Annotated in this window: 22 protein-coding genes and 1 pseudogene; 16 read left to right on the top strand and 7 right to left on the bottom strand. The window is 57.1% G+C overall.

Features of this window, described 5'->3' with window-relative positions; all coding sequences use genetic code 11:
* The coding region (locus ACESLM_RS13445) for a helix-turn-helix domain-containing protein (protein ID WP_372632078.1) at positions 1-138 on the bottom strand (138 nt) is incomplete at its 3' end.
* 209 nt (positions 139-347) lie between these two features.
* On the opposite strand from ACESLM_RS13445, the gene ACESLM_RS13440 reads away from it, so the two are divergent.
* The 4 genes from ACESLM_RS13440 (at position 348) to ACESLM_RS13425 (ending at position 3991) form a co-directional block, all read left to right on the top strand.
* Positions 348-956: a TetR/AcrR family transcriptional regulator gene (locus ACESLM_RS13440; protein ID WP_372632076.1), complete on the top strand. Its 609-nt coding sequence runs from the start codon at positions 348-350 to the stop codon at positions 954-956.
* 74 nt (positions 957-1030) lie between these two features.
* Positions 1031-2254, top strand: coding sequence for an MFS transporter (locus ACESLM_RS13435; RefSeq protein ID WP_372632075.1), 1224 nt, complete (start codon positions 1031-1033; stop codon positions 2252-2254).
* A gap of 164 nt (positions 2255-2418) precedes the next feature.
* Complete coding sequence (locus ACESLM_RS13430) at positions 2419-3003, top strand: sigma-70 family RNA polymerase sigma factor (protein ID WP_372632074.1); 585 nt, start codon at positions 2419-2421, stop codon at positions 3001-3003.
* Complete coding sequence (locus tag ACESLM_RS13425) at positions 2993-3991, top strand: hypothetical protein (RefSeq protein ID WP_372632073.1); 999 nt, start codon at positions 2993-2995, stop codon at positions 3989-3991. Before ACESLM_RS13430 ends, ACESLM_RS13425 begins: the two co-directional genes overlap by 11 nt.
* 110 nt (positions 3992-4101) lie before the next feature.
* Here the strand turns inward: ACESLM_RS13425 and ACESLM_RS13420 are convergent, their stop codons facing one another.
* The 4 genes from ACESLM_RS13420 to ACESLM_RS13405 form a co-directional block, all read right to left on the bottom strand.
* Positions 4102-4479, bottom strand: coding sequence for a VOC family protein (locus ACESLM_RS13420; protein ID WP_372632072.1), 378 nt, complete (start codon positions 4477-4479; stop codon positions 4102-4104).
* A complete protein-coding gene (locus ACESLM_RS13415; protein ID WP_372632071.1) occupies positions 4469-5878 on the bottom strand; it encodes an MFS transporter in 1410 nt (469 codons plus the stop codon). The genes ACESLM_RS13420 and ACESLM_RS13415 overlap by 11 nt, the downstream gene beginning before the upstream one ends.
* 89 nt (positions 5879-5967) lie before the next feature.
* Entirely contained in the window at positions 5968-6774 is an 807-nt protein-coding gene (locus ACESLM_RS13410) for an AraC family transcriptional regulator (protein ID WP_372632070.1), read from the bottom strand.
* An 84-nt stretch (positions 6775-6858) separates the two neighbouring features.
* Positions 6859-8034 carry a ParB/RepB/Spo0J family partition protein gene (locus ACESLM_RS13405; RefSeq protein ID WP_372632069.1) on the bottom strand — a complete coding sequence of 392 codons (1176 nt, stop codon included), beginning with the start codon at positions 8032-8034 and terminating at the stop codon, positions 6859-6861.
* 203 nt (positions 8035-8237) lie between these two features.
* On the opposite strand from ACESLM_RS13405, the pseudogene ACESLM_RS13400 reads away from it, so the two are divergent.
* The 8 genes and pseudogenes from ACESLM_RS13400 to ACESLM_RS13365 form a co-directional block, all read left to right on the top strand.
* Positions 8238-8462, top strand: a pseudogene (locus tag ACESLM_RS13400) (MFS transporter); the annotation flags it as partial.
* A gap of 53 nt (positions 8463-8515) precedes the next feature.
* Positions 8516-9262: a type I methionyl aminopeptidase gene (map, locus tag ACESLM_RS13395; protein ID WP_372632068.1), complete on the top strand. Its 747-nt coding sequence runs from the start codon at positions 8516-8518 to the stop codon at positions 9260-9262.
* 34 nt (positions 9263-9296) lie between these two features.
* Positions 9297-9926, top strand: coding sequence for a ribonuclease H (rnhA, locus tag ACESLM_RS13390; protein ID WP_372632067.1), 630 nt, complete (start codon positions 9297-9299; stop codon positions 9924-9926).
* Between the two features lie 227 nt (positions 9927-10153).
* Positions 10154-11260, top strand: coding sequence for an ABC transporter substrate-binding protein (locus ACESLM_RS13385; protein WP_372632066.1), 1107 nt, complete (start codon positions 10154-10156; stop codon positions 11258-11260).
* Between the two features lie 74 nt (positions 11261-11334).
* Positions 11335-12267 (top strand): ABC transporter permease, encoded by a 933-nt coding sequence (locus tag ACESLM_RS13380; RefSeq protein WP_372632065.1) that lies wholly within the window; start codon positions 11335-11337, stop codon positions 12265-12267.
* Complete coding sequence (locus tag ACESLM_RS13375) at positions 12264-13067, top strand: ABC transporter permease (protein WP_372632064.1); 804 nt, start codon at positions 12264-12266, stop codon at positions 13065-13067. The genes ACESLM_RS13380 and ACESLM_RS13375 overlap by 4 nt, the downstream gene beginning before the upstream one ends.
* Entirely contained in the window at positions 13064-14104 is a 1041-nt protein-coding gene (locus ACESLM_RS13370) for an ABC transporter ATP-binding protein (protein ID WP_372632063.1), read from the top strand. Before ACESLM_RS13375 ends, ACESLM_RS13370 begins: the two co-directional genes overlap by 4 nt.
* 5 nt (positions 14105-14109) lie before the next feature.
* The gene (locus tag ACESLM_RS13365) at positions 14110-14898 is read left to right on the top strand and encodes a DeoR/GlpR family DNA-binding transcription regulator (RefSeq protein WP_372632062.1); all 789 of its coding nucleotides are present in this window, start codon (positions 14110-14112) and stop codon (positions 14896-14898) included.
* Between the two features lie 112 nt (positions 14899-15010).
* Here the strand turns inward: ACESLM_RS13365 and ACESLM_RS13360 are convergent, their stop codons facing one another.
* Complete coding sequence (locus tag ACESLM_RS13360; protein WP_372632061.1) at positions 15011-15970, bottom strand: DNA-methyltransferase; 960 nt, start codon at positions 15968-15970, stop codon at positions 15011-15013.
* A gap of 166 nt (positions 15971-16136) precedes the next feature.
* On the opposite strand from ACESLM_RS13360, the gene ACESLM_RS13355 reads away from it, so the two are divergent.
* Both ACESLM_RS13355 and ACESLM_RS13350 read left to right on the top strand, forming a co-directional pair.
* Complete coding sequence (locus ACESLM_RS13355) at positions 16137-17201, top strand: stalk domain-containing protein (RefSeq protein WP_372632060.1); 1065 nt, start codon at positions 16137-16139, stop codon at positions 17199-17201.
* A gap of 69 nt (positions 17202-17270) precedes the next feature.
* A complete protein-coding gene (locus ACESLM_RS13350; protein ID WP_372632059.1) occupies positions 17271-17921 on the top strand; it encodes a GntR family transcriptional regulator in 651 nt (216 codons plus the stop codon).
* A gap of 81 nt (positions 17922-18002) precedes the next feature.
* On the opposite strand, the gene ACESLM_RS13345 is transcribed toward ACESLM_RS13350, so the two are convergent.
* Positions 18003-18653 (bottom strand): peptidylprolyl isomerase, encoded by a 651-nt coding sequence (locus ACESLM_RS13345; protein WP_372632058.1) that lies wholly within the window; start codon positions 18651-18653, stop codon positions 18003-18005.
* A gap of 201 nt (positions 18654-18854) precedes the next feature.
* On the opposite strand from ACESLM_RS13345, the gene ACESLM_RS13340 reads away from it, so the two are divergent.
* Complete coding sequence (locus ACESLM_RS13340; protein WP_372632057.1) at positions 18855-20609, top strand: ABC transporter ATP-binding protein; 1755 nt, start codon at positions 18855-18857, stop codon at positions 20607-20609.
* Entirely contained in the window at positions 20590-22422 is a 1833-nt protein-coding gene (locus ACESLM_RS13335; RefSeq protein WP_372632056.1) for an ABC transporter ATP-binding protein, read from the top strand. Before ACESLM_RS13340 ends, ACESLM_RS13335 begins: the two co-directional genes overlap by 20 nt.
* Positions 22423-22429 lie beyond the last annotated feature (7 nt).

The following is a 22429-nucleotide window of genomic DNA, read 5'->3' as shown; positions in this document are numbered from 1 at the left end:
GAAATGATTGAAGACAAACCGGCAACAACCAAACATTTGCCCAATCCGAGTTTGTTGTTCTGCATTGGGATAGATGCGATAGCGAAAGGCCTTCTCTACGAGCAAGCCAACACCTCCCCTCAATCCAATTATATCCATTATAGCACATACGTTCGTTTTTCTCACAACAAAAAGGCATCGATTCATCCCCGACTTACACATTCATGTTGAAGTCGGAGTCTTCTCGACAAAGCTGATAAAACATTCCACTCTGCCGCGGCGAATCCTTTTATTAGGCGGATAGTCTATTGCATGGGAGGTTGTGTTCGAATATAATTAGACCAACTGGTCGGTCTAGGAGGTTGGGCATGGTCAAGGGAAGGTCCGATGGTGAAGAGACGAAGAAAAGAATTATCGATAAAGCGAAGCATCTGTTTATCCGCAAAGGCTACGGAGCGGTGTCGATGAACGAAGTGTGCGAGGCGGCCGAGGTCAGCAAAGGCAGCTTGTATCACCACTTCATGAGCAAGGACGAATTGTTCCTGCAAGTCATCGAGGAGGATTCTGAGCGCTGGAGTCTCGAGTGGGAGAGGATTCGGGCGGGGGCGAGCACGGTGGAGGAACAACTCTACGCGCTGGCTGAGCATTATGCCAACGATTTTCAGAACCCGCTGCTCGCGGCCCAGGAAGAATACTCCCGAAGCAGGCTCATTACGGACGATGTCTTGGATAGGCTGCTGCGCCTTGCCGAGACCAACTCGCAGGCGTGCCGCAGCGTATTGAGCGAAGGAATGGAGAAGGGAGAGCTGGCACAGGGAGATCTTGATCGTCTGGTCGTTCTTGTCAGCAGCATGCTGGAAGGGTTGGGCAAGCTCTACTATATGCCCGATCCGGGCAAGGATCACGACAAGATAAGGCAGTATTACCGGGACGCGGTAGCACTATTGCTGGAAGGCATTCGTGCCAAGCAGGCTTAGATATTCGTCGGCTTGGCGTTTTTTTCGCTCATTAATTAGACCGGATGGTCGGTCCAGGTAAAGGAGAGAGGCCTATGTTGTTCAGAAATCGAACGTTCCGGATCGTGTTCGTCTCCGATCTGCTGCAGCAGCTTGCGATCTGGGTACGGAACATGGCTTTGCTGTATTTCGTTCTGGAGCGGACCCATGGAGACAAATTCGCGGTATCTTTGCTGTCCATCGTCGAATACGCGCCTATATTCGTCTTCTCCATCATAGGAGGGTTGTTCGCGGACAGGTGGAATCCGAAGCGGACGATGATCGCGGGAGATTTGCTCAGCGCGGCTTCCATCCTCGGCATTATGGTTTTGATCGCCGCGGACGCATGGCAATCTTTGTATGCCGCCGTATTTTTGTCCGCCGTCCTCAGCCAATTTTCGCAGCCGTCTTCCGCCAAAGTTTTCAAGGCCCATATCCCGGAGGAGCAGGTTCCGGCCGCGATCGGGCTGTCGCAGAGCATGAGCTCGCTGTTTCTCATCCTGGGTCCGGTCGCGGGAACGGCGATCTACCAATGGGCGGGACTGAACGCGTCCTTGCTCGTCTTGCCGATACTGTTCCTGATCTCGGCGGCGGTACTATCGTTTCTGCCGAAAGAAGCAAGCTCCGTCGAACAGTCCCATTCCACCCTTCGGGAAGACATGGGAGAAGGAATTCGTTTCGTGCGGTCGGAAAGCGGTCTGAAGAAGCTGTTGGCCGCGTTCGCTTTGATCGGGCTGGGAGCCGGACTGGTGCAGCCGCTTGAGATCTTCATCGTGACGGAGAGGCTTGGACTGTCGCCGGACAACGTGCAATGGTTTGCCGCTGCCGACGGACTGGGTTTGCTGATCGGCGCTCTGGTCGCGGCTTCGTTCACCGCGCTCCTGAACTTTCGTTATCTGTTTCCGGCGGCTGTCGTGTTTCTCGGAGTGACCTACGTCGTCGAAGCATTGTCCGTCTGGCCCGTATTGACGGGAGGCTTCCGGTTCGCCAACGGCATTCTGCTCGCGATTCTCAATACGGCGGTGGGGACTTACGTGATCGCGAAAATCCCGAGCGAGATGGTCGGAAGGGTAAGCGGCATCGTCACTCCGCTCTCGATGGGGGCTCTGCTGATCGGTACGACTCTATCCGGTCCCCTAAGTCATAACGCGGGGATTCTCCCCGCTTACTTCGCCGCGGCCGCTCTGTGCGTTCTCTCCGCTTTGCCTGCTCTGAGGGTGAGATTCGCGCGGCAGCCGTCCGACGCCAAAGAGGAGAAGAGAGCCGTATCGCACGGTTAGAAGAAAGAGTTGAAACACCAAGTAATCCGATGTACTGTGAAAACATAAGAGGTTGAAATGTTCAGCGCATGAATCTATTACGACGTTAAGGAGCGGAAGCGCGGATTCGAACCTTTTTCTCCCATCGAGCCAATATAGGGCGAGACCCACTTAGGAGGCGCCTTATGCAGGATCACGATTATCAACCATGGCTCGAACGGATGATCCAGGGAGACTCGGATGCTTTCCGGCGCATCTACGAGCTGACCAAGGACGACGTCTATCGCTTGCTCGTCTTTCTGTTGAACGACAGGGAGGATGCCGGCGATGTCTTGAGCGAGGTGTATCTCAACCTGCACCGATCGCTGCCTAGCTACCGGCCGGAACAGCCGTTTCGCAAATGGCTGAACGGAATCGCGGTACGTCAGGCAAGCAGTTGGAAGCGCAAGCTGTGGCGCAGAATGAGGCTGTTCGAACGAGTGAGCGTGACGACGATCGAAGGCCCGCAGGGACGCCTGCCGGCCGAAGAACGGGCCATTGCCAGAGAGGAGCGCCGGGAACTGCTGACTCTGGTCGACAGACTTCCTTACAAGCTGAAGGAAGTCGTCGTGCTCCGGCACTACCGCGAATACTCGCTGGAGGAGATCGCGGAGACGCTGGGCATCCCGGTCGGCACGGTCAAGTCGAGGCATCATTCGGCGATCGGCAAGCTGCGCCAGTGGATCGGACAAGACACGTTCCTTGAGGAGGCTGCGTTTCATGCGGATTGAGGAAAACATGAAGGTCGCTTATCGGGAAGCGGCAGCGAAGCTCGCCGTCCCGACGTTGGCGGATCGGAAAGCGAAGGCCGCGATCGATCGCATGCTCGAAGCGAGGCCGAGAAGGAGCTCTATACTGCGCCGAAGATCGACGCAGTGGGCGATTGCCGGATCGCTCGCCTTGCTGATCATGGGATTCACCACGCAATACTTCGTTAAGATCGGCGATGATCGCTTCAGTCTGGAAATGACCGTGAACGATCAAATCCGCTTCGACGAGCGCACCGCGGACATCGTGCGCGACCAATTGCAAACGGTAAGGAGCCAGTTGGCGGTAGGAGAGAAAGCGCTCGTCTACTCCCAGGAGATTGAATCGTTGTTGCCGGACTACCGGAGCAAAGGGCTGTTTTACGCGGAATACGCAAGCAATCCCTATCTGTTCAAGGACTATGGGGAATGGAAGGAACGATTGGCCCGGCTCGTGCCGGAGCTTGCGCTTCCGGACGCGGAGAAGAATAGACTTGTCTTCGTTGACGGCAAGGATGAGGCGGCGTATGGAGGAAGCGTCTTCGAGGCAGAGACGGTCAAGCGGCTTCAAGCGGAGGTGACGGAGCAGGGCAAAGCTCTCGCCTGGGAAAAGATCGAACGGGAGGAAGAGAGGCTGCCCGCTTATACGACCTCCTACCGGGATGCCGGAGGTCATGAACTCGCCTTCTCCGTTCAGCTGTCCGGGGAGAAAATCAAGCTTGTCGGCCTGACCCAGGCGCAGCAGGAGAAAATCCGGCTGAGCGACGGACGCGAAGCGCTATATTCGCTGAACGACAAGTTCTTGTACGCCGATTCGAATCGGTACGCGAGTCTGAGTTGGATTGACACGCAGGAGGAGGCTTCCGTTCTTTACACGGTCGGCAGCTCCTCGGACGCAGTAACGAAGGAACAGCTCATTGCCGTCGCGGAATCCGCGCTTTCGCAGCAAGCAATAGTGAAGCCGGCCGCTTAGATAGAGGCTGCCCGCTCGGACTGTCAAGATTGAACTGCGCCTCCATTGTTGGACCCGGTCTAACCTTGGGGGCGCAGTTTATCTTTAGCGATACGGCAGAATAAGCTCCACTAAGCAAAAAGACTGATTAGGTTACCATCGGGGTCTTGCACAATCGCGTAGCGTTGTCCCCAAACAGCGTCCCAAGGCTCGCGATACCCGCTGTATCCATTCCCCGTTATTTTTTGGAACAACTCGTCCACCGCTTCACGGCTGTCGCACAGAAAGGCCAGCTCAATACGATGACCTGCGGGCTCATCCCAACCGCCATAGATGTCTTTAATGGTTTCTTGCGTGTCAAAGGCCAATCGGAAACCGGTTTGCGCAACCTCAACGTGCCTGTCGTCATCGGCACTCTCCGGTATTTCTAGCCCAAGTACGCGATAGAAGTCTAAAGCTTCTTTCATGTCTTTCACAACAATGCCGATCATATCGAATTTAATTCCCATGGCTCTCAGCTCCTAAATTTGAGGTTTGGCTTGCACGCCGTGAAAACAAGAAGTACATAATAGAACTGCACAATATGACCAAAATCATTAAAAGCGTTAAATTAACATACACCAACGACTGTTTCCCGGTAACGAACGGATGCAGCGGAAATGCGAGAAAGGAAACATCCAGCAATTTAGCCGCCATGGCCGTGCCCAGCGCTTGTGCAATAAACATGCCTAAACTGAACAATCCCATGCCGATTCCGATCTGATCTCCGCGAAGCGTGGAGGATACGCTTTCGGTGATTGACGTTTGCGAAAAAGCATACCCCATGTTCATGACTACCAATGCTGCCGCTATCCACCACACCCGTTGATCAATGCTTAGCCAAATTAGCGCAAACCCAAGAGCGATCAAACACAGCCCGGTGAACGTAACATAGGGGGCCCCTTTTTTCACGACGAGATCCCCGGCTATTTTCCCGCACAACGCGGCGCAGATTGCGCCCGGAAACATGACCGCTCCTATCGTCTCGGCACTTAAAGCATATAACTGAGACAGCATCAGCGGCAGCAAAAACATCATCGTCATGATCGCGCTGAACATAAGAAATCCGATGATAACGCCGATTCTGTACAAGGGGTTTTTAAGGAGCGTAGTCTGGAGAAACGGATACGCATGTGCCCGAATATGAATTGTAAACCAAAAACCCGCTGCGAGACTGCATACCAAATACGCCGGATTCAATTGCGTCAAAAACAGCATAAAACCGGTGACCGTCAAACTTACAAGAACAGCGCCAAGCAGATCGAACTTCCCTTTTTTTCTCTCTTCAGCAGGAAGATTTTTCAGGAAAAACGGGATGGCTGCAAGCGTAAATACCGGAATTAAAAATAAGTATGCCCAATGCAGATGGCTGGTAACGTATCCGCCGAGTACCGGCCCCGCGGCTACGCCGAAAGAAAACGCCGATGTAACCAAACCGAACATTTTCTTGCGTCCCGTAGCCGTAAAATAACGAGTAATAATCGTGTTGTTTATTGCCGGAATAGCTGCAGCTCCCAATCCCTGAACGGCACGAAAGAGAATAAGCGTGACGTAATGATCATGAAAAATAAAGCCGAGAACGGAACTCGCTGCGTAAATCGCGATCCCAATCACCATAAGATGCTTTGGGCTGAACAAATCGCTAAGCTTCCCAAACACAATCGATCCGATTCCAAAGAAAAGGATAAAGACGGTGACTACCCAACTGACCTGGGAGGGGAGTAAATGAAACTGCTCTGAAATACTCGGTGTGGATACATTAAACACCGTTTCATTCAAAACCGAGAAAAAGATGACATAAAGGAGCCAAGGCACAATCCGTCTCCTGTCAGCTTCATCCGGTTGGGATAGAGTCATGGATTTCGACATTGAATCCCCCTTCGTACTAGATTCAATGAATACTATAACCTGATTCTTCGGTTCCAAAATAGTAAAAAACGGACTTCTTAGTCCGTCTTCTACAGTTGTTTTGGCAGAATGCCGTAATATCGTTTGAAGTTTTTAATGAAGTGCGATTGATCATAGTAGCCATGTTTCATCGCAATGTCCGTAAAGCTTGAGGAAGTGCCGCTATAAAGCTCCTGCAGCATACTTTGAAATCGAACGATGCCTAGCATTTCCTTCGGACTTAAACCCAGTTCCCGATCGAAGGTTCTCCGTAGATGCCGTTCGCTGAAACTAAGCTTTTCCGCCAGATCGGATGTTGAAATACTCCCCTTGCAGGCATACATATACTGCATACTCGTGCGCAATAAGGAAGGGGACGGAGCGTCTTTGCAAGACAATAATCGGGTCAGCTGACGTTCAACGATTTCAATAATCTCTGAGGCTGCATCGGCCGTTAAGATCTCCTCAACCATGAACAGCCCAGCAGTCCCCCATATATCCTCCAGATAAACATGTTGTCCGTTAAATGCAGAGACGGGGGACTGTAATATAGACTGCGCCGATTCCGAATAAAAGCGAATGCCGAACAAAGACTGGGTTTGGGAAAGATTCAAGATTTCGAATTGAGTCATCAATCCTTCGATAAAAGCGGCCTTGCCACAGGAAGGGGCCCGACGGTTAACGATAATATCCACGCAGCCATCCGGGATGATCCGATGCAATTGATTCCCGCCGTCTGCATGAAAGTCCATCGTCCAATAACAGGCGACATGAGAGGCTAAGTTTTCACAGGGAGCATATTCCCGGTATCTGTAACCAGGACGCTGCAGTTGCTGCTGCAATTGAGGGGGTTGAATCGGGCGATAATCGCTCATCATCTCCTGAGCCCTCCTTCTTGTCCAGTCCGGTTTCCTTGTCATGACCTGCACCGTCGCCGCAAAGCTTCTCCGGCATCAAGGCGCTTATGCCCGCGTGCTCCTGACCGTCAAATTATCCTTCACGGAACGCCATTCCGCCAGATGCTTCTCCAAATCCGCGATCAGCGTGTCCACGTCCCGGGCGAACTGCTGCAGCTCCACGCCCTCCAGCTCCGGCAGATCGGACGGAGACAGATGGCTCGGAGCGGGCAGGGTGGCCAGCAGCAGGTTCAGCATGTCCTCGACGTAGCTGCCGGACGAAAGCTCCTCATCTTCCGGTTCCGGCGTTGATTCCGCCAGGCCGGCGAGCCCGGACAGGGCAAGCTGGATCGCTTCAGGGCTTGCCTTGGCCCGTGGCTTAGGCGGTTCGGCGCTCCGGGTCGGGCTGTCGCTTTCGTCCGGGACGTTCGCCGCAGTGGCGGGCTCGATCGCCGAACCGCCGCTCCCCGCCGCCGTACTTTCCGGCGCGATGTAAGGCTCCTCTTTGGGCACCGCGTTTTTGGCCCTTTCCTTGCGATTGTGCTCGTAGGTCGACCACGTTTCGAGCAGTTGATAGCCCGTCTTGAACAGCAGCTTGCCCTTCGTCGCGTCGGAAATTTCCTTGTCCTTGAACAGACGCGCGATCCGCTTCACGTCGGTGACAGCCATCTCGTCTTCGGCCATGATGAGCGCCAGAGAGTCGCGGTACTCCATAGGCAAATCCTTGAGCGGCATCAGCTGGTCTTCCGTCAGCCTGCCCTTCTTGATTTCGGTGCCGGCGGAGATCAACTGGCGGACGGAGGGGCTGAACTTCAGCAGATCCAGCTTGTTCTTGATGTAGTTTTCCGGCTTGCCCAGCTTGCTGGACAAATATTTGATCGAGCTGCTGAATTTCGGATCGGTCAGCAGCTTGTTGAAGGCTTCGGCTTCCTCGATCGGAGAGAACCCTTGGCGGGTCAGATTCTCGGCGATCTGCTCCAGATAGATTTCCATCTCGTCCGTCGCTTCGGACACGATGCACGGAATCGTCGGCAGATTCAGCGCCGTGCAGGCTTTGTAACGGCGGTTGCCGTAAATGATTTTGTAGCGGCCACCCTCGGTCCTGCGGACTTTGATGGGCGACAGCAGCCCCAGCTCCCCGATGCTGTTCATCAGCTCCTGGAGCGCTTCGTCGTCGAACTGGTAGCGCGGCTGCTCTTTATCTTCATCTATCAAATGCGCAGGGATCGGAATAATGTCCATGCTTGGTCTCCTGTCTATAATTTCTTATTAGGACGAGCCAGTGGGAACATCTGTATTATAGCTCAGCAGCGCGGCGATGGGAATAAAGCTTGAAGTTTCAAAACGGCTCGTACTATGATAGGAAGAATGCGGAATGCAATGGGATTCCTTGGCAGGGGTTCAACTTGATTCAACCTATTTGGAAACACAAGGAGCTTGTCATTTTTACGCTGGCGTTGAGCAAGCACGGGCATGCGGCGGGGAGCGCTTCGGCGCTGCTCGGGCTGCTGGCGTTCCTGTTCGGGGCGGCGCTGGCGCCGCTCGTCGGCATCGCGGGAAGCGCGAACGCGCTGCCCATGGGCATCCTGATCGCTGCGGCGAATATTGGCGCAGTGGCCTGCTACATTTTCATGGTTCGTAAAGTTGAGCAAAAGGCCCAAAAGTTGTAAGGTAAGAATAGCGAAGCGAGCGACGAATCGCGAACGGAAAGAAGGAACGGCGGATGACGATACAATCTCCATACGATATCGAACAGCTGATGAAGATCGGCAAAATCGTGGCGTTAACAATAGAAGAAATGAAAAACCGCACAAGACCGGGAATGACGACGAGGGAGCTCGATCTGATCGGCAGAGACGTGTTGGCCGCGTACGGGGCGTCGTCCGCTCCGATGAAGGATGTTCGATTTCCGGGCTATACGTGCATCAGCGTGAACGAAGAGGTGGCGCACGGCATTCCGGGTGAACGGATCATTCAGGCGGGCGATCTGGTAAACATTGACGTATCCGCGGAGCTGGAAGGCTATTACGCCGATGCGGGCCGGTCGTTCCAGGTGGCTCCCGTGGCGACCGAGGTGGATCGTCTGTGCCGGCATGCGTACGACACAATGATGAAAGTGATCTCCGGTCTGAAGGCCGGAGTGAAGCTGAACCAGATCGGCAAAACGATGCAGGAGGAAGCGAAGCGGGGCGGCTACCGGATTATTGAAAATCTGTGCAGCCACGGCGTGGGCAAAGGTCTGCACGAGGAGCCCTTCGAGATATTGCCCTACTTCGAGCCTCGCGACCGGAGAGTGCTGAAAGCCGGGCAAGTCATTACGATCGAGCCGTTCGTCTCGACAGGAGCGACCTACGTCGACCAGCAGTCGGACGGATGGACGCTTAAAGTACCCGACAGCAGCCGCGTCGCGCAGTTCGAGCATACGATTATTATTACGAACGGCAATCCGATCATTACGACCGTGTGCTAGAAGAGCGACTGCGGGAACGGGAGAGTAACGATAGATGACGAAGACGAAGCATTATGTCGTGTGGGTCGGCCGCCAGCCGGGGGTATACGCCAGTTGGGCGGAATGTCAGAAGCAGATCAATCAGTTCGACGAGGCGAAATACAAATCGTACGAATCCAAGGCCGCCGCGGAGCAAGCGTACCGAGAAGGCTGGAAGAAGCATTGGGGAAGCGGAAAATCTTCCGGGGCGAAAAAAGCTCCGGCCGCCGTGCCCGGGAAGATCGATTACGACAGCATCTCCGTGGACGTGGGGACGCAGGGCAATCCGGGACCGGTCGAGTACAAGGGCGTCGATACGCGGACGGGAGAAGTGATTTTCTCGGTCGGACCGGTCAAGAAAGGGACGAATAACCTGGGCGAGTTTCTCGCCATCGTTCACGCGCTGGCCTATCTGAAGAAGATCGGAAGCTCCAAAACGGTATACAGCGATTCCGTCAACGCGCTCAAATGGGTGAAGCAGAAGGAAGTGTCGTCCACGCTCGTCCGCGACGAATCGACCCGGGAAATCTGGGATCTGACCGACCGGGCCGTCCGCTGGCTGAAAACGAACGACTACCCCAACAAAGTGCTGAAGTGGCAGACGAAGGAATGGGGAGAGATCAAGGCGGACTACGGACGGAAATAGGAAATAGGAAATAGGAAATAGGGAATAGGATTACGAATATAGATACGGATAGCGCCCTTCTCCGGGGCGCTATTTGCGTTTCATGCGCCGACAACAAGCGGTTTTTACAAACCCAATCATCGCGCTTAATCTCTCGGAAATAGACCGGCCCTATAGTGAATGTGGGCAGAATACAACAAGAATATAGAGACACCCCACAAAACACCACATAGGAGGAAAAGGGAATCATGAGAAGCGGACTGAGGAGCAGATTGTCTGGCGGACTTGTTCTTGTGTTGCTCGCCGGGTTGTTGGCGGCTTGCGGAGGTGCGAACGATAAAGGGAACGACAACGCTGCCGGATCGCCGGAGCTGTCGTTAAGCGAGATGGAGGCCAAGGCGAAGGAGGAAGGCTCCGTCGTTAGCGTGGGCATGCCGGATTCGTGGGCGAACTGGAAGGACACTTGGGAGGACATGCAGTCGAAGTACGGCCTTTCCCACACCGACACCGATATGTCCAGCGCTGAGGAGATCGCCAAGTTCGAGGCCGAGAAGGATAAGCCTACGGCCGACATCGGAGACGTCGGCATCGCATTCGGTCCGGTGGCCGTCGAGAAAGGCGTCACCCAGCCCTACAAAACCTCCTATTGGGACGAAATCCCCGACTGGGCCAAGGACGAGGACGGTCACTGGCTGCTAGGCTACCAGGGCACGATCGCGTTTCTGACGAACAAGAAGCTGGTGGCGAACCCGCCGAAGAGCTGGGAAGACCTGAAGAACGGCAACTACAAAATCGTTACGGGCGACGTGACCAAAGCAGCCCAGGCTCAGATGGCGCTGCTTGCCGCGTCCATCGCGTTTGGAGGAGACGAAACGAACATTGAGCCGGGGCTGGCGTTTTTCGAAGATTTGGCCAGAAACGGACGCCTCTCCAACGTGGACGCGTCTCTGGCCAACATCGAGAAGGGCGAAGTCGAAGTGACGCTGCTGTGGGACTTCAATGCGCTGAACTACCGCGACCAGCTCGGCAAGGATCAATACGACGTCTCCATTCCGAAGGAAGGTAGCGTCGTGAGCGGCTACGCCACAATCATTAACAAGTACGCTCCGCATCCGAACGCGGCCAAGCTGACGAGGGAATATATTTTGAGCGACGCGGGGCAGATCAATCTGGCCAAGGGCTACGCCCGTCCGATTCGCGACAGCGTTAAGCTGCCGGACGACGTCGCGGCGAAGCTGCTGCCGAAGGAAGAGTATGCGAGCGCGAAGCCGGTCGGCGACTACAAGGTGTGGGAGCAGACGTCGAAGGACATTCCGCTGCAATGGCAGGATCGCGTTCTTGTCCACATGAACTAGCTTGACCCGTTTTGACGGCGGATGCCTGCCCTGCGCGGGCGCCCGCCGTATTCCGTCTCGGGAGAGTGGAAGGCATGAAGCATAGAAACCGCTGGATGCTGCTCGGTCTCGTTCCCTTCGTCGTCATGGTGCTGGCATTCCAGCTGGCGCCGATCGCGTCCATGCTCGCGGGAAGCGTGCGGGGACCCGGAGGGTCGGGGATTACGTTCGGGCATTACGTGAAAATATTCGAAAGCGCGTATTACTTAAAAGCGATCAAGAACAGCCTGTTGATCTCATTCTATTCCAGCTTGATCGGCATTGTCGTCGGACTGGCGTGCGCGTACTCGATTACGCGGTTCACGCCGAAGATCAGGGACAGGCTGCTGATGCTGTCCAACATGACCGCGAATTTCGCAGGCGTACCGCTCGCCTTCGCTTATATTATTTTGCTCGGCAACAACGGCATCTTTACGCTGCTGTTCAAGGAATGGGGCTGGGATGTATTCGCCGGCTTTAATCTGTACAGCTGGACGGGGCTCGTGCTCGTCTACGTGTATTTTCAGGTGCCGCTGGCCCTGCTGCTGCTCTACCCTTCCTTCTACGGCATTCGCGACCAGTGGAAGGAAGCGGCGATGCTGCTCGGCGCCAGGCCGTGGCAGTTCTGGCGCACCGTCGGCCTGCCGATGCTGACGCCGGCGATCTTCGGCACGCTCGGCATTCTGTTCGCCAACGCGATGGGGGCCTACGCGACGGCATACGCGCTGGTCGGCGGCAATTACAATCTGCTGGCGATTCGCATTGGCTCGCTCGTCGCGGGCGATGTCGTCAACCAGCCGGAGCTGGGCAGCGCGCTCGCCGTGCTGCTGGCCGTGTCGACGATCGTGGCCGTCATTCTGAATCATTGGATGTCCAAGCGCTCCCAGCGGTTTACCGCTTCGGCCGCTTCTTCCGGCCAAGCGTCCAAGCCGAGCCGGGCTGGCCGCGCGAAGCCGTGGCGCGCCGTCAAGAAGGAGGCCGGAGCATGATCAAATCGAGAGCGGGCTGGTCCCATCGGGCCTTGATGCTGCTGCTCATGGTCTACTTGCTGCTGCCGCTGGCGGCGACGCTCCTGTACGGCTTCGCCAAGCAGTGGCAGACGACAGTGCTGCCCGAGAGCTGGACGCTCGAATGGTTCGGCGAGATGTTCCGGGATTTGCGGTTTCTGGAGGCGCTGTGGACGTCTCTCTATCTGTGCGCGATCAGCGTGGCGCTCAGCCTTGCGGTAATGCTGCCCGCGGTGTTCGTCATCACCGTCTACCTGCCGAAGTGGGAGACGTTCATGAAGGGCATCGTCGTCCTGCCGTACGCCGTCCCGGGAGTGGTCGCCGCGGTCGGACTGATCCGCGCCTATTCCGGCGGGCCGATCGACATCGCCGGCACGGCTTACATTTTGATCGGCGCCTACTTCATCGTCGTCCTTCCTTATATGTACCAGGGCATCCGCAACAGCCTGATCACCGTATCCGCCGTCGAGCTGCTTCATTCCGCGGAGCTGCTCGGAGCGTCCCGCAAGCGGGCGTTCGCTACGGTCATTCTGCCGAACATCTGGCCCGGCGTCATCATTTCCACGCTGCTGAGCTTCTCGGTCCTGTTCGGGGAATTCGTGCTGACGAACATGCTGGTCGGCGGACACATTCAGACGATTCAAGTGTATCTGTACCGGCGCGTCGGGGAGAGCGGGCATCTGGCGAGCGCGATTGCCATTACGTATTTCCTGTTTATCCTCGCGTTGTCGACCGTCTTGATGAAGCTGGGCAAAAAAATGAACGGGGTGGCGGAAAAATGAGCGCGTCTTACTTGGAACTGAGAGGAATTCGCAAAATGTTCGGAGATTCGACGGTGCTGAACGATGTCGACCTGACGATCAACGAAGGAGAATTGGTGACGCTGCTGGGACCGTCGGGCTGCGGCAAAAGCACGCTGCTGCGCTGCATCGCCGGGTTGACCGAGCCGGACGGCGGCAGCATCATGCTCGGACCGACCAATATCGGCGAGCTTCCGCCGCGCAGGCGCGAGGTCGGCATGGTGTTCCAGTCGTATGCGCTATTCCCGAACTTGACCGTATACGAGAACATCGAGTACGGGCTGAAAATGCGGGGAGCGGACAAGAAGGAGCGGCAGAGTCGGTGCGAGGAACTGCTTGCGCTCGTCGATCTGGAGAACAAGAAGGATGCCTATCCGCAGCAGCTCTCGGGAGGACAGCAGCAGCGGGTCGCATTGGCGAGATCGCTCGCCGTGCAGCCGAAGGTGCTGCTGCTGGACGAGCCGCTGAGCGCGCTGGACGCGAAAATCCGCAAAAGCCTGAGAACGGAAATCCGCGACATCCAGAGGCGGCTGAAGATGACGACGATCTTCGTCACCCACGACCAGGAGGAAGCGCTGACGGTGTCCGACCGCATCTGCATCATGAACAACGGGAACATCGTCCAGAACGGCTCTCCCGAAGAGCTGTACGCGAAGCCGCGCACCGAGTTCGTGGCGCGCTTCATGGGCAGCTACAACGTGCTTTCCCGCGAGGAGGCCGGCCGGCTGTTCGGCGTCGCGGGCGGCTCCGCGGCCAGCTACGCGCTCCGGCCGGAATCGGTCAGGCTGCTTCCCGCATCGGCCGGCGAAGCGCGCCGCGACCGGCGCGTCGCCGACGGCACGATCGAGTCGATCAGCGTGCTCGGCAACATCGTTCGTTATTCCGTCGTGTCCTCCGGCGTCAAGCTCACCGTCGACGCGCTTAACGACGGTCAGTCCCATCGCGGAGAAGAAGGCGCGACGGTTGCTCTGGAGCTCGATCCCTCCCAGTTGCTGGCCTTGGAGAAGGAAGGGGCGTAGCCGGCATGTCGGTATCGTCGGAACAGCGGAAACGAATCATTATGGAGCGGCTTCGGCTGGACGGCCAGGTCAAGGTGCCCGATCTGGCGCTGCGCTGCGCGGTATCGGAGGAAACCGTGCGCAGGGACTTGATGCTGCTGGAGCGGGAAGGGCAGGCTCGGCGGGTGTACGGCGGAGCGGTGCTGACGAAGCCGGCGGGCTTCGAGCCTCCGTACTTGCACCGGCAGAAGGTCAAAGCCGAGGAGAAGGCCCGAATCGGGACGAGGGCGGCCGAACTGATCGCGTCGGGAGACACGATCGTCATCGACGTCGGGACGACGACGCTGGAGATGGCCAAGGCGATCAAGGACAGGGAACGGCTTACCGTGCTGACGAATTCCATCGCCGTGGCGTATCATCTGATGGAGTCGTTGAACGAGGGACGCTTCTCCGGCAAGATCATCGTGATCGGCGGGCAGCTGAATCCCGAGCAGCAATCGTTGACGGGAGCCTCGGGAGAGCGGGAGCTGGCCCAATTCCGCGTGGACAAGGCGTTCATCTCCATCGGCGGCATTTCAATGGAACGAGGCATCAGCGATTACGATCTGGACGAGACGATGAGGTCGCGGCGAATGGTCGAGTCGGCAGCCCAGACGATCGTGCTGACGGACGACTCGAAGTTCGGCAAGGAGGCTTTCGTCGAGATCGCGCCCATTCGCGACGTCGACGCGATCGTCTGCAACGGGGCTCCTCCGAAGGAGTGGCTGCCGGCGCTTAAGCAGCATCGCATTCAATGGATCGAAGCGAAGGGGTAGACGGGAAGAGACAGCGATACGGCAAAATCCCCCGGTCGGGCGGAGCAGACGATCAGGTCTGGCCGCTCGATTCGGGGGATTCGCGTTCTGCCGGGCACGTCCGCCGCGCGTATTAACGGCGATCCTGCCCGATGCGCGGGAAAGTATTCCGTTCCCAGAATACGCCGTTCGAATAGCCTTGGATCGAGGCGTCCCGCTCGGCCATCCGCAACCTTTTCTCCGCCAGGCAGCAGTATGTCTCGTCGATCTCGACGGAGACGTACCGCCGGTTCAGCTTCTTGGCGACGACGGCCGTCGTGCCCGCCCCGCCGAACGGGTCGAATACGACGTCGCGCTCGTCGGAGCTGGCGAGAATGATTTTGGCCAGCAGCTTCTCCGGCTTCTGCGTCGGATGGTCCGTATTCTCGGGCATCGACCAGAAGGGAACCGTCAGATCGGTCCACAGGTTGGACGGATGCGTCAGGCGATACTTGCCGTCCGAGGCTTCGTTCCAATCCTTCGGCGCGCCCTGGGCCGTCCGGTACGGGGCGATCACTTTGCGCTTGAGCTTGACGCGGTCGACGTAAAACTTGTAGTCCGCGGATTTCGTGCAGTGCCAAATATCTTCCGAGGCGTTCTTCCAGTTGGAGAGCGCGCCGCGGCCTTTTTCCCGTTCCCATGTAATTCGATTAATGACGTTTAAGTAGTTCGAGGCGACTTCGAAGATCGAATGGCTCGAACGCCAATCGCCGCACACGTATACGGTCGCGTCGGGCTTCAGGATGCGCATGAGCTTGGCGAACCAGCCGTCCAGCCATTCGGCGTATTCCCGATGGTTCATGCGGTTGAAGGTTTTGCCGTTGAAATTTTTCGTCAGGTTGTACGGAGGGTCGATGAACAGCAAATCGACGAAAGCGTCCGGCAAGTAATCGATCGCTTCGAACAGATTCTGGCAGATCGTTCGGTCCAGCAGCTGTTCCGCCTTCGTCGGCGCGTCTAGCGAAATGAGCCTGGAACGGTATTCCGTTCTCTCATTCTCGCTGAGCGTGATCGTTTTGTTGCGCTTCGCCCGTTCTCTTTCGCCGTCGGACAAGGAGCAGCACCGCCTAATCGGTTGGTAATCTTTGTTCCCCTATCATATAAGATACGGAAGCGGGTTATCAACAGGGTCGTTTATTTTTCGGGAAGGAATGAACCCTTTCGACAGGAATTGCGTCTATAAAATAGGGAAGGCTTCTTAAATAGAGAGGAAGATTAAGATGAATACATCGAACGGAACAAAAAGAACGAAAGCGATGCTGGCATTGGCCGTCGCCGCGGCGATCGCGGTTGCTCCCCTGCTCCCGTCCGGAGATGCGGCAAGCGCGGCGGCAAGCCGGTACAAGATCATCGAGCAGGCGATCGACGCGAACGGCATGTCGGTCACTCTGCCGGCGATCAATACGGGCAGCACGACTTACGTCGCTCTGCGCGGCTTGAACAACGAGCTCGGCTTGAATACGCGTTGGGACAAGACAAGCCATACGGTGACCGTGACCGGCCGGGACCGGGAGCTCGTGCTCAATCTGGGCGACGGCGGCGCGACGCTGAACGGCCAGAGCATTTACGGCCTGCCGGCTATCGTGCAGAGCAATACGACGTACGTGCCGTTCCGATTCCTGCTTGAACGCATGGGCTACGGCGTCTCGTACGATCCCGCAACGAAGGCGATCGGAATCGAGACGATTCAGGAGAACGCGCTGAAAATCGAGACGGAGGCAATCAAGGAAGACGGGAAGCGCAAGTCGATCGCCGTGCATTATCCGCGGATAACGGGCTACGCCAACGAGGAAGTGCAGAAGAAAATCAACGAGACGTTGAAGAAGGACGCCGAGCTGAACGTCGATCTTGCGCGTCAGTCGCTTGACGGCGCTCTCGGAGAGGGGAGCGAGTCCTATGAGGTTTCCTTCAAAGGGACTTATACGGTCACGTACAACGAGCAGGACAAGCTGAGCCTGTACGTGGACTATCACATCTACACGGGCGGAGCTCACGGCACGACCGCACGCGTGACGTACACGTTCGATCTGAAGACGGGCAAACAGCTGACCTTGACAGACGTCACCGGAGGCAATTCGAAGTACGTCTCGATCATTAACGGCCACATTCAGAACCAGATCAAGGCGCGCGGCATCGGCCTGCTGAATCCGTTCAGGACGATCGAGCCGGACCGCGACTTCTTCCTGAAGCACAACGGCGTAGTCGTCTACTTCACCCAGTACGAATATACGCCTTACGCGGCGGGCATGCCGGAGTTCGAAGTTCCGTTTTCCGCGTTCGAATAACCGGGAGTTAATCCTCCGATAACATTCACGGGTATAATGAATGGGATAACGATTAAAGGGAGCAAGCGCATGTCCGGTTCACCGCTGGTTGATATCGCTTATGAGAAAATACGCCACAATCTGCTGAATGCGGATTACGCTCCCGGGGTGCTGCTGTCCGAGAGCGAGCTGGCGGCGCAATTGAATATGAGCCGGACGCCCGTGCGCGACGCCATTCGGCTGCTGGAGAAAGAAGGCTTCGTGCAGACGCTGTCCAAGCGCGGAATCCGCGTGAACGCAATCGAGGTTCAGGAGCTGTTCGACATTTTCGACCTGTTGAACGCCCTGTACCTGTATGCGCTGGACGTCGTCGAGCAGTATCACGACGAGATCGACCTGCTCAAGATGGGAACGTATCTGGACAGGCTGATCGAAGCGAGCGATCGTAAGCGTTACCGCGAATATTACGAGAACGGGCTGCTGTTCATGCGAACGCTGCTGGAGGCGACCCACAACCGGCACATTCTGCAAACCTTCGACGCTTACAAGGATAAAGTATTGTTTTTCGTCGTCGCTCATCGTTCTTACAAGAGGCCGAACCGGCCGTACACGGGAAGAGCGGTCTATTCGGAGATGTATCGGTGCTTGACGGACGGGGACGTTCGCGGGGCGCGAACGACGCTTCGGAACTCCAAGTGGCATGTAAGGGACGAATTGCTAAGAGGCAGCGGGGATTATTAACGGATGACAAAGAGCCATGTCCGCCATGAAGACGACCGGTCTTCGCGGCGGGCATGGCTCTTGTTTATTTTTCGAAGGCGATTACTGAATGATCTCCGGCTCCGGAATGGCGGCGCCGCGAGTGTCCACGGTTACCTTCTTCATGACCTGAGGCGTCTTCGGGCGATCGTTGGCGTCTCTTGGCGTGCCCACGATCTCCTGGGCGACTTCAATGCCCTCGATCAGTTTGCCGAAGGACGCGTACGCTCCGTCCAGATGCGGAGAGTCGGCGACCATGATGAAGAACTGGGAGCCGGCGCTGTTCGGATTTTGCGCGCGGGCCATCGAGAGAACGCCGGTCGTATGCTTCAAGTCGTTCTGGAAGTTGTTCTGCGTGAATTCCCCTTCGATCGAATATCCGGGACCGCCCATGCCCGTTCCGTCCGGGTCTCCGCCCTGGATCATGAAGCCGGGAATGACGCGATGGAAGATCGTTCCGTCGTAGAAGCCTTTGTTTACGAGAGAAATGAAGTTGTTTACCGTGTTCGGCGCGATTTTCGGATAGAGCTCGACTTTGATCGTTTTGCCGCTATCCATCTCGATCGTGACGATCGGATTGTCGCCGGATGTGTCTGGTCCGCCCAATGTGGAATCCTCCTTTTGTTTGCCTCCGCATCCCGTAGCGATCAACAGAAGCGCGAATAACGCAATTAGAGATACGGACAATCGTCGACTTGCGGATTTCAAATTCATGTCCTCCTTGTCCAACTATATCCATTCGTATCATATCATCTGCGCGGACAGGAATCCACTGTCCTCCGGCGGCGATAAGGGGTAGAATAGAAAAGAGGAAGCATATGTATAGGATGACATAGGATCGATCGGGACGACCGGGTCCCGACGGTTCGTTGGAACGGCGCCAGCCGTTTACGCTTGGTCGGAGGATAAAACCACATGAAATCTATTTTTCGGGTGCTGGGCAAATACCGGGCAGCCGCGTTTATGGCGATTGCCCTGATGCTGGTCGAGCTTGCGGTCGAACTGGTCCAGCCGCTTCTGATCTCGAAAATCATCGACGACGGCATCGGTCCACGCGACGCGCAAGTCGTCATCTGGTGGGGAGCGGTGCTGGTCGGAGGGACGCTGCTGGCGTTCGGCGCCGGAATCTTAAGCTCGTTCTACGCGGCGCACGCGAGCCAGAGCTTGGGCTACGACATCCGAGAGAAGCTGTACGGCAAAGTGCAAGCGTTCTCTTATGCGGTGTTTAACCGTTTCGCCCCTTCTTCGCTCATTACCCGGTTGACGAACGACGTGACGCAAGTGCAGGATACGGTATTCATGGGGCTCAGATTCATGCTTCGCGTTCCGCTCGTCGTCATCGGCAGCATGATCATGGCGCTGGTCGTGCATCGGGAGCTCGGGTTTCTGCTGCTGCTGACCGTGCCGATTCTCGTTCTGTTTATTTTATGGATGGTGAAAAAAGCCGCCGAGCTATTCGGCAGAGTCCAGCAGCGCCTCGATGCCGTCAACGGCGTCATGCAGGAGAATTTGACGGGCATGCGGCTCATTCGCGTGTTCGTGCGAGGGGACAGGGAGGCCGAGCGCTTCACCAAACATAGCGGCGAGCTGATGCAGAGCTCGACGTCGGCGCAGCGGCTGACCGAGATCACTCAGCCGTTCATCGTTCTGATCATGAACGCGGGCATCATCGCAGTGCTCTGGTTCGGGCACCTGGACATTCAAGCCGGGAGCGCCACGACCGGGGAAGTGGTCGCGATCGTAAACTATTCGCTGCGGACGGCGGGAGCGCTGTCGGCGCTGTCGATGCTGGTGTCCGCATTCTCTAGGGCGCGGGCTTCGGCCGGACGCATCGAAGAGACGCTGCTTACGGAGGACGGGGGAACGGACGATGCGGCAAGGAGCTTATCTCCTCGCGGGAGAAAGTCCGGCCTCGGAGCCGGGAGCGTCGAATTCGACCGAGTGGCCTTCCGGTACCCGGATTCGGAATGTTACGCTCTGGAGGACGTTACGTTCCGGGCCGAAGCCGGCCATACGGCAGCGATTCTCGGCGCAACCGGAGCGGGCAAGTCTTCGCTGGTGCAGCTGATTCTCAGGCTGTACGAGGAGGATCGGGGCACGATTCGCATCGGAGGCAGGAACGCCCGCGAATGGGATGTGCGTCAGCTGCGCGATTCGATCGGTTACGTGCCGCAGGAGGTCGTGCTGTTCACCGGCTCCATTCGCGACAATATCGCTTGGGGCGCCCCGGCGGCGAGCGACGAGGAGGTCGCGGAAGCGGCCAAGCGGGCGCAGATTCACGAGACGATCGCCGGACTGCCGCAAGGCTACGATACGATGCTCGGCCAACGCGGCGTCAATCTGTCCGGTGGACAGAAGCAGCGCATCTCAATCGCCCGGGCGCTCGTGCGCAAGCCGTCAATCCTGATATTGGACGACAGCACGAGCGCGCTGGACGTGCGCACGGAAGCTGCCCTGCTGGAGGCGCTGGGCGGCATGGCCTGCACGACGTTCCTGATCACGCAGAAGATCAGCTCCGCCGTGAACGCCGATCTGATCCTGCTGCTTGACGACGGCCGTCTGATCGCCCAGGGCAGTCACAGCCGGCTGCTGTCCGGCAACTCTTTGTACCGCCGCATCTACGAATCGCAATACGGGGAGGAGGAGTCCCATGTGGAAAGCGCTAAGTGATCCTCTTCAGTATCCGAAGTCGCAGGCGTTGGACGAGCGGACGGCGGCGCAGAACGCCAAGCATCCGAAGCGCAAGGCGAAAAACTGGCAGGCGACGTTAAAACGAATATGGGGCTACCTGGCTCGCCGCAAAGGGATGCTGAGCCTTGTGCTGTTCATGGTGCTGATCAGCTCGGGACTGTCGCTGCTCGGCCCCTATATGATCGGCGTGGCCATCGACCGCTATTTGGAAGGAAGCGGCGGAACTCCGTGGCTGCTGTTCCTTGCGGCGCTTGCCGCGGTATATATCCTCGGCTCCGTCGCCGGGTGGCTTCAGAACGTATGGATGATCGCGATCGCTCAGGAAACGGTGTACCGGATGCGGCTGGATCTGTTCAAGCATCTGCATCGGCTGCCGATTCCGTTCTTCGCCAAGCGGCAGCGCGGAGAGCTGATGAGTCGGATGACCAACGACATGGACAACGTCAGCTCGACGCTGAACAGCTCGGCGATCCAGATTTTCTCCAGCGCGCTCATTCTCGTCGGGACCGTCGTCGTGATGCTTATTTTAAGTCCTTTGCTTACGCTGCTTACCTTTCTCGTCGTGCCGCTGATGTCGGCGGGCATGAAATGGATCACGAACAGAACGGGGGTCCTGTTCAAGGAACGGCAGCGCAATCTGGGCGATCTGAACGGTTACATCGAAGAGACGCTGTCCGGTCAGCGCATCGTCAAAGCCTTTTCCCAGGAAGGGACGGTAATCGAGGAGTTCGGGCGGCGGAACGACCGGATCAAGCAGTCCGGCTTCTGGGCGCAGACGATTTCCGGGTTCATTCCGAAGCTGATGAACGGCTTGAACAACTTGAGCTATGCCGTTATCGTCGGAGTGGGGGGGTTGCTGGCGATTCGCGGAACGATTACGATCGGCGTGATCGTCGTGTTCGTCGAGTACGCCAGGCAATTCACTCGTCCGCTTAACGATCTGGCCAACCAGTGGAATACGCTGCTCTCGGCTATCGCGGGAGCGGAGCGGGTATTCGAGGTTTTGGACGAGGAAGAGGAGGCGAAGGACGAGGGGGAAGCCCGTCCGATTGAAGCGGTGCTCGGCGCGGTAGCGTTCGCCGACGTCTGCTTCTCTTACAATCCCGGGGAGCCGATGCTGAAGGGAATCAGCTTCGAGGCAAAGCCGGGAGAGACGATCGCGATCATCGGACCGACCGGCGCGGGCAAAACGTCGCTTATTCAGCTGCTCTCGCGGTTCTACGAAGCCGATTCGGGAACGATAACGGTGGATGGCCGCGATATTCGATCGATCCGGCGGGAGAGCCTCCGGTCTCATATGGCCTTCGTGCTGCAGGATTCGTTTCTGTTCGAAGGAACGATCCGCGACAATATCCGCTACGGCAAGCCCGAAGCGACCGACGAGGAAGTGGAACGAGCCGCCAAGCTGGCGAACGCCCATTCCTTCATCGCGCGTCTGCCCGGCGGTTACGGGAAAGTGCTGCACGGCGACGGCGGCGGGATCAGCCAAGGCCAGAAGCAACTGCTTGCGATCGCCAGGGCGATTCTGGCCGACCCCGCCATTCTCGTGCTCGACGAGGCGACGAGCAGCATCGACACGGTCACGGAGATTAAAATTCAGGAAGGCTTGCAGCGGCTGATGGAAGGCAGAACGAGCTTCGTCATCGCCCACCGGCTGAACACGATCCGGCGCGCGGATCAGATCCTCGTGCTGAAGGACGGCAGGCTGCTGGAGCGGGGCTCCCACGAAGAACTGCTGGCCCAGCCGGGACTGTACAGCGAAATGATTCGCGGGCACGTACAACTTGCATAAGAGGGGG

The organism is Cohnella sp. (assembly GCF_041641335.1).
In the GTDB taxonomy this organism is placed as follows: domain Bacteria; phylum Bacillota; class Bacilli; order Paenibacillales; family Paenibacillaceae; genus Cohnella.
Note: the sequence above shows the minus strand (reverse complement) of the source record. Positions and strands in the feature narration are given on the sequence as shown.

Excerpts from the sequence above, each read along its gene's own strand:
- ACESLM_RS13440 (WP_372632076.1), top strand. The coding sequence starts at position 348 with ATGGTCAAGGGAAGGTCCGATGGTGAAGAGACGAAGAAAAGAATTATC.
- ACESLM_RS13435 (WP_372632075.1), top strand. The coding sequence starts at position 1,031 with ATGTTGTTCAGAAATCGAACGTTCCGGATCGTGTTCGTCTCCGATCTG.
- ACESLM_RS13430 (WP_372632074.1), top strand. The coding sequence starts at position 2,419 with ATGCAGGATCACGATTATCAACCATGGCTCGAACGGATGATCCAGGGA.
- ACESLM_RS13425 (WP_372632073.1), top strand. The coding sequence starts at position 2,993 with ATGCGGATTGAGGAAAACATGAAGGTCGCTTATCGGGAAGCGGCAGCG.
- ACESLM_RS13420 (WP_372632072.1), bottom strand. The coding sequence starts at position 4,479 with ATGGGAATTAAATTCGATATGATCGGCATTGTTGTGAAAGACATGAAA.
- ACESLM_RS13415 (WP_372632071.1), bottom strand. The coding sequence starts at position 5,878 with ATGTCGAAATCCATGACTCTATCCCAACCGGATGAAGCTGACAGGAGA.
- ACESLM_RS13410 (WP_372632070.1), bottom strand. The coding sequence starts at position 6,774 with ATGATGAGCGATTATCGCCCGATTCAACCCCCTCAATTGCAGCAGCAA.
- ACESLM_RS13405 (WP_372632069.1), bottom strand. The coding sequence starts at position 8,034 with ATGGACATTATTCCGATCCCTGCGCATTTGATAGATGAAGATAAAGAG.
- map (WP_372632068.1), top strand. The coding sequence starts at position 8,516 with ATGACGATACAATCTCCATACGATATCGAACAGCTGATGAAGATCGGC.
- rnhA (WP_372632067.1), top strand. The coding sequence starts at position 9,297 with ATGACGAAGACGAAGCATTATGTCGTGTGGGTCGGCCGCCAGCCGGGG.
- ACESLM_RS13385 (WP_372632066.1), top strand. The coding sequence starts at position 10,154 with ATGAGAAGCGGACTGAGGAGCAGATTGTCTGGCGGACTTGTTCTTGTG.
- ACESLM_RS13380 (WP_372632065.1), top strand. The coding sequence starts at position 11,335 with ATGAAGCATAGAAACCGCTGGATGCTGCTCGGTCTCGTTCCCTTCGTC.
- ACESLM_RS13375 (WP_372632064.1), top strand. The coding sequence starts at position 12,264 with ATGATCAAATCGAGAGCGGGCTGGTCCCATCGGGCCTTGATGCTGCTG.
- ACESLM_RS13370 (WP_372632063.1), top strand. The coding sequence starts at position 13,064 with ATGAGCGCGTCTTACTTGGAACTGAGAGGAATTCGCAAAATGTTCGGA.
- ACESLM_RS13365 (WP_372632062.1), top strand. The coding sequence starts at position 14,110 with ATGTCGGTATCGTCGGAACAGCGGAAACGAATCATTATGGAGCGGCTT.
- ACESLM_RS13355 (WP_372632060.1), top strand. The coding sequence starts at position 16,137 with ATGAATACATCGAACGGAACAAAAAGAACGAAAGCGATGCTGGCATTG.
- ACESLM_RS13350 (WP_372632059.1), top strand. The coding sequence starts at position 17,271 with ATGTCCGGTTCACCGCTGGTTGATATCGCTTATGAGAAAATACGCCAC.
- ACESLM_RS13345 (WP_372632058.1), bottom strand. The coding sequence starts at position 18,653 with ATGAATTTGAAATCCGCAAGTCGACGATTGTCCGTATCTCTAATTGCG.
- ACESLM_RS13340 (WP_372632057.1), top strand. The coding sequence starts at position 18,855 with ATGAAATCTATTTTTCGGGTGCTGGGCAAATACCGGGCAGCCGCGTTT.
- ACESLM_RS13335 (WP_372632056.1), top strand. The coding sequence starts at position 20,590 with ATGTGGAAAGCGCTAAGTGATCCTCTTCAGTATCCGAAGTCGCAGGCG.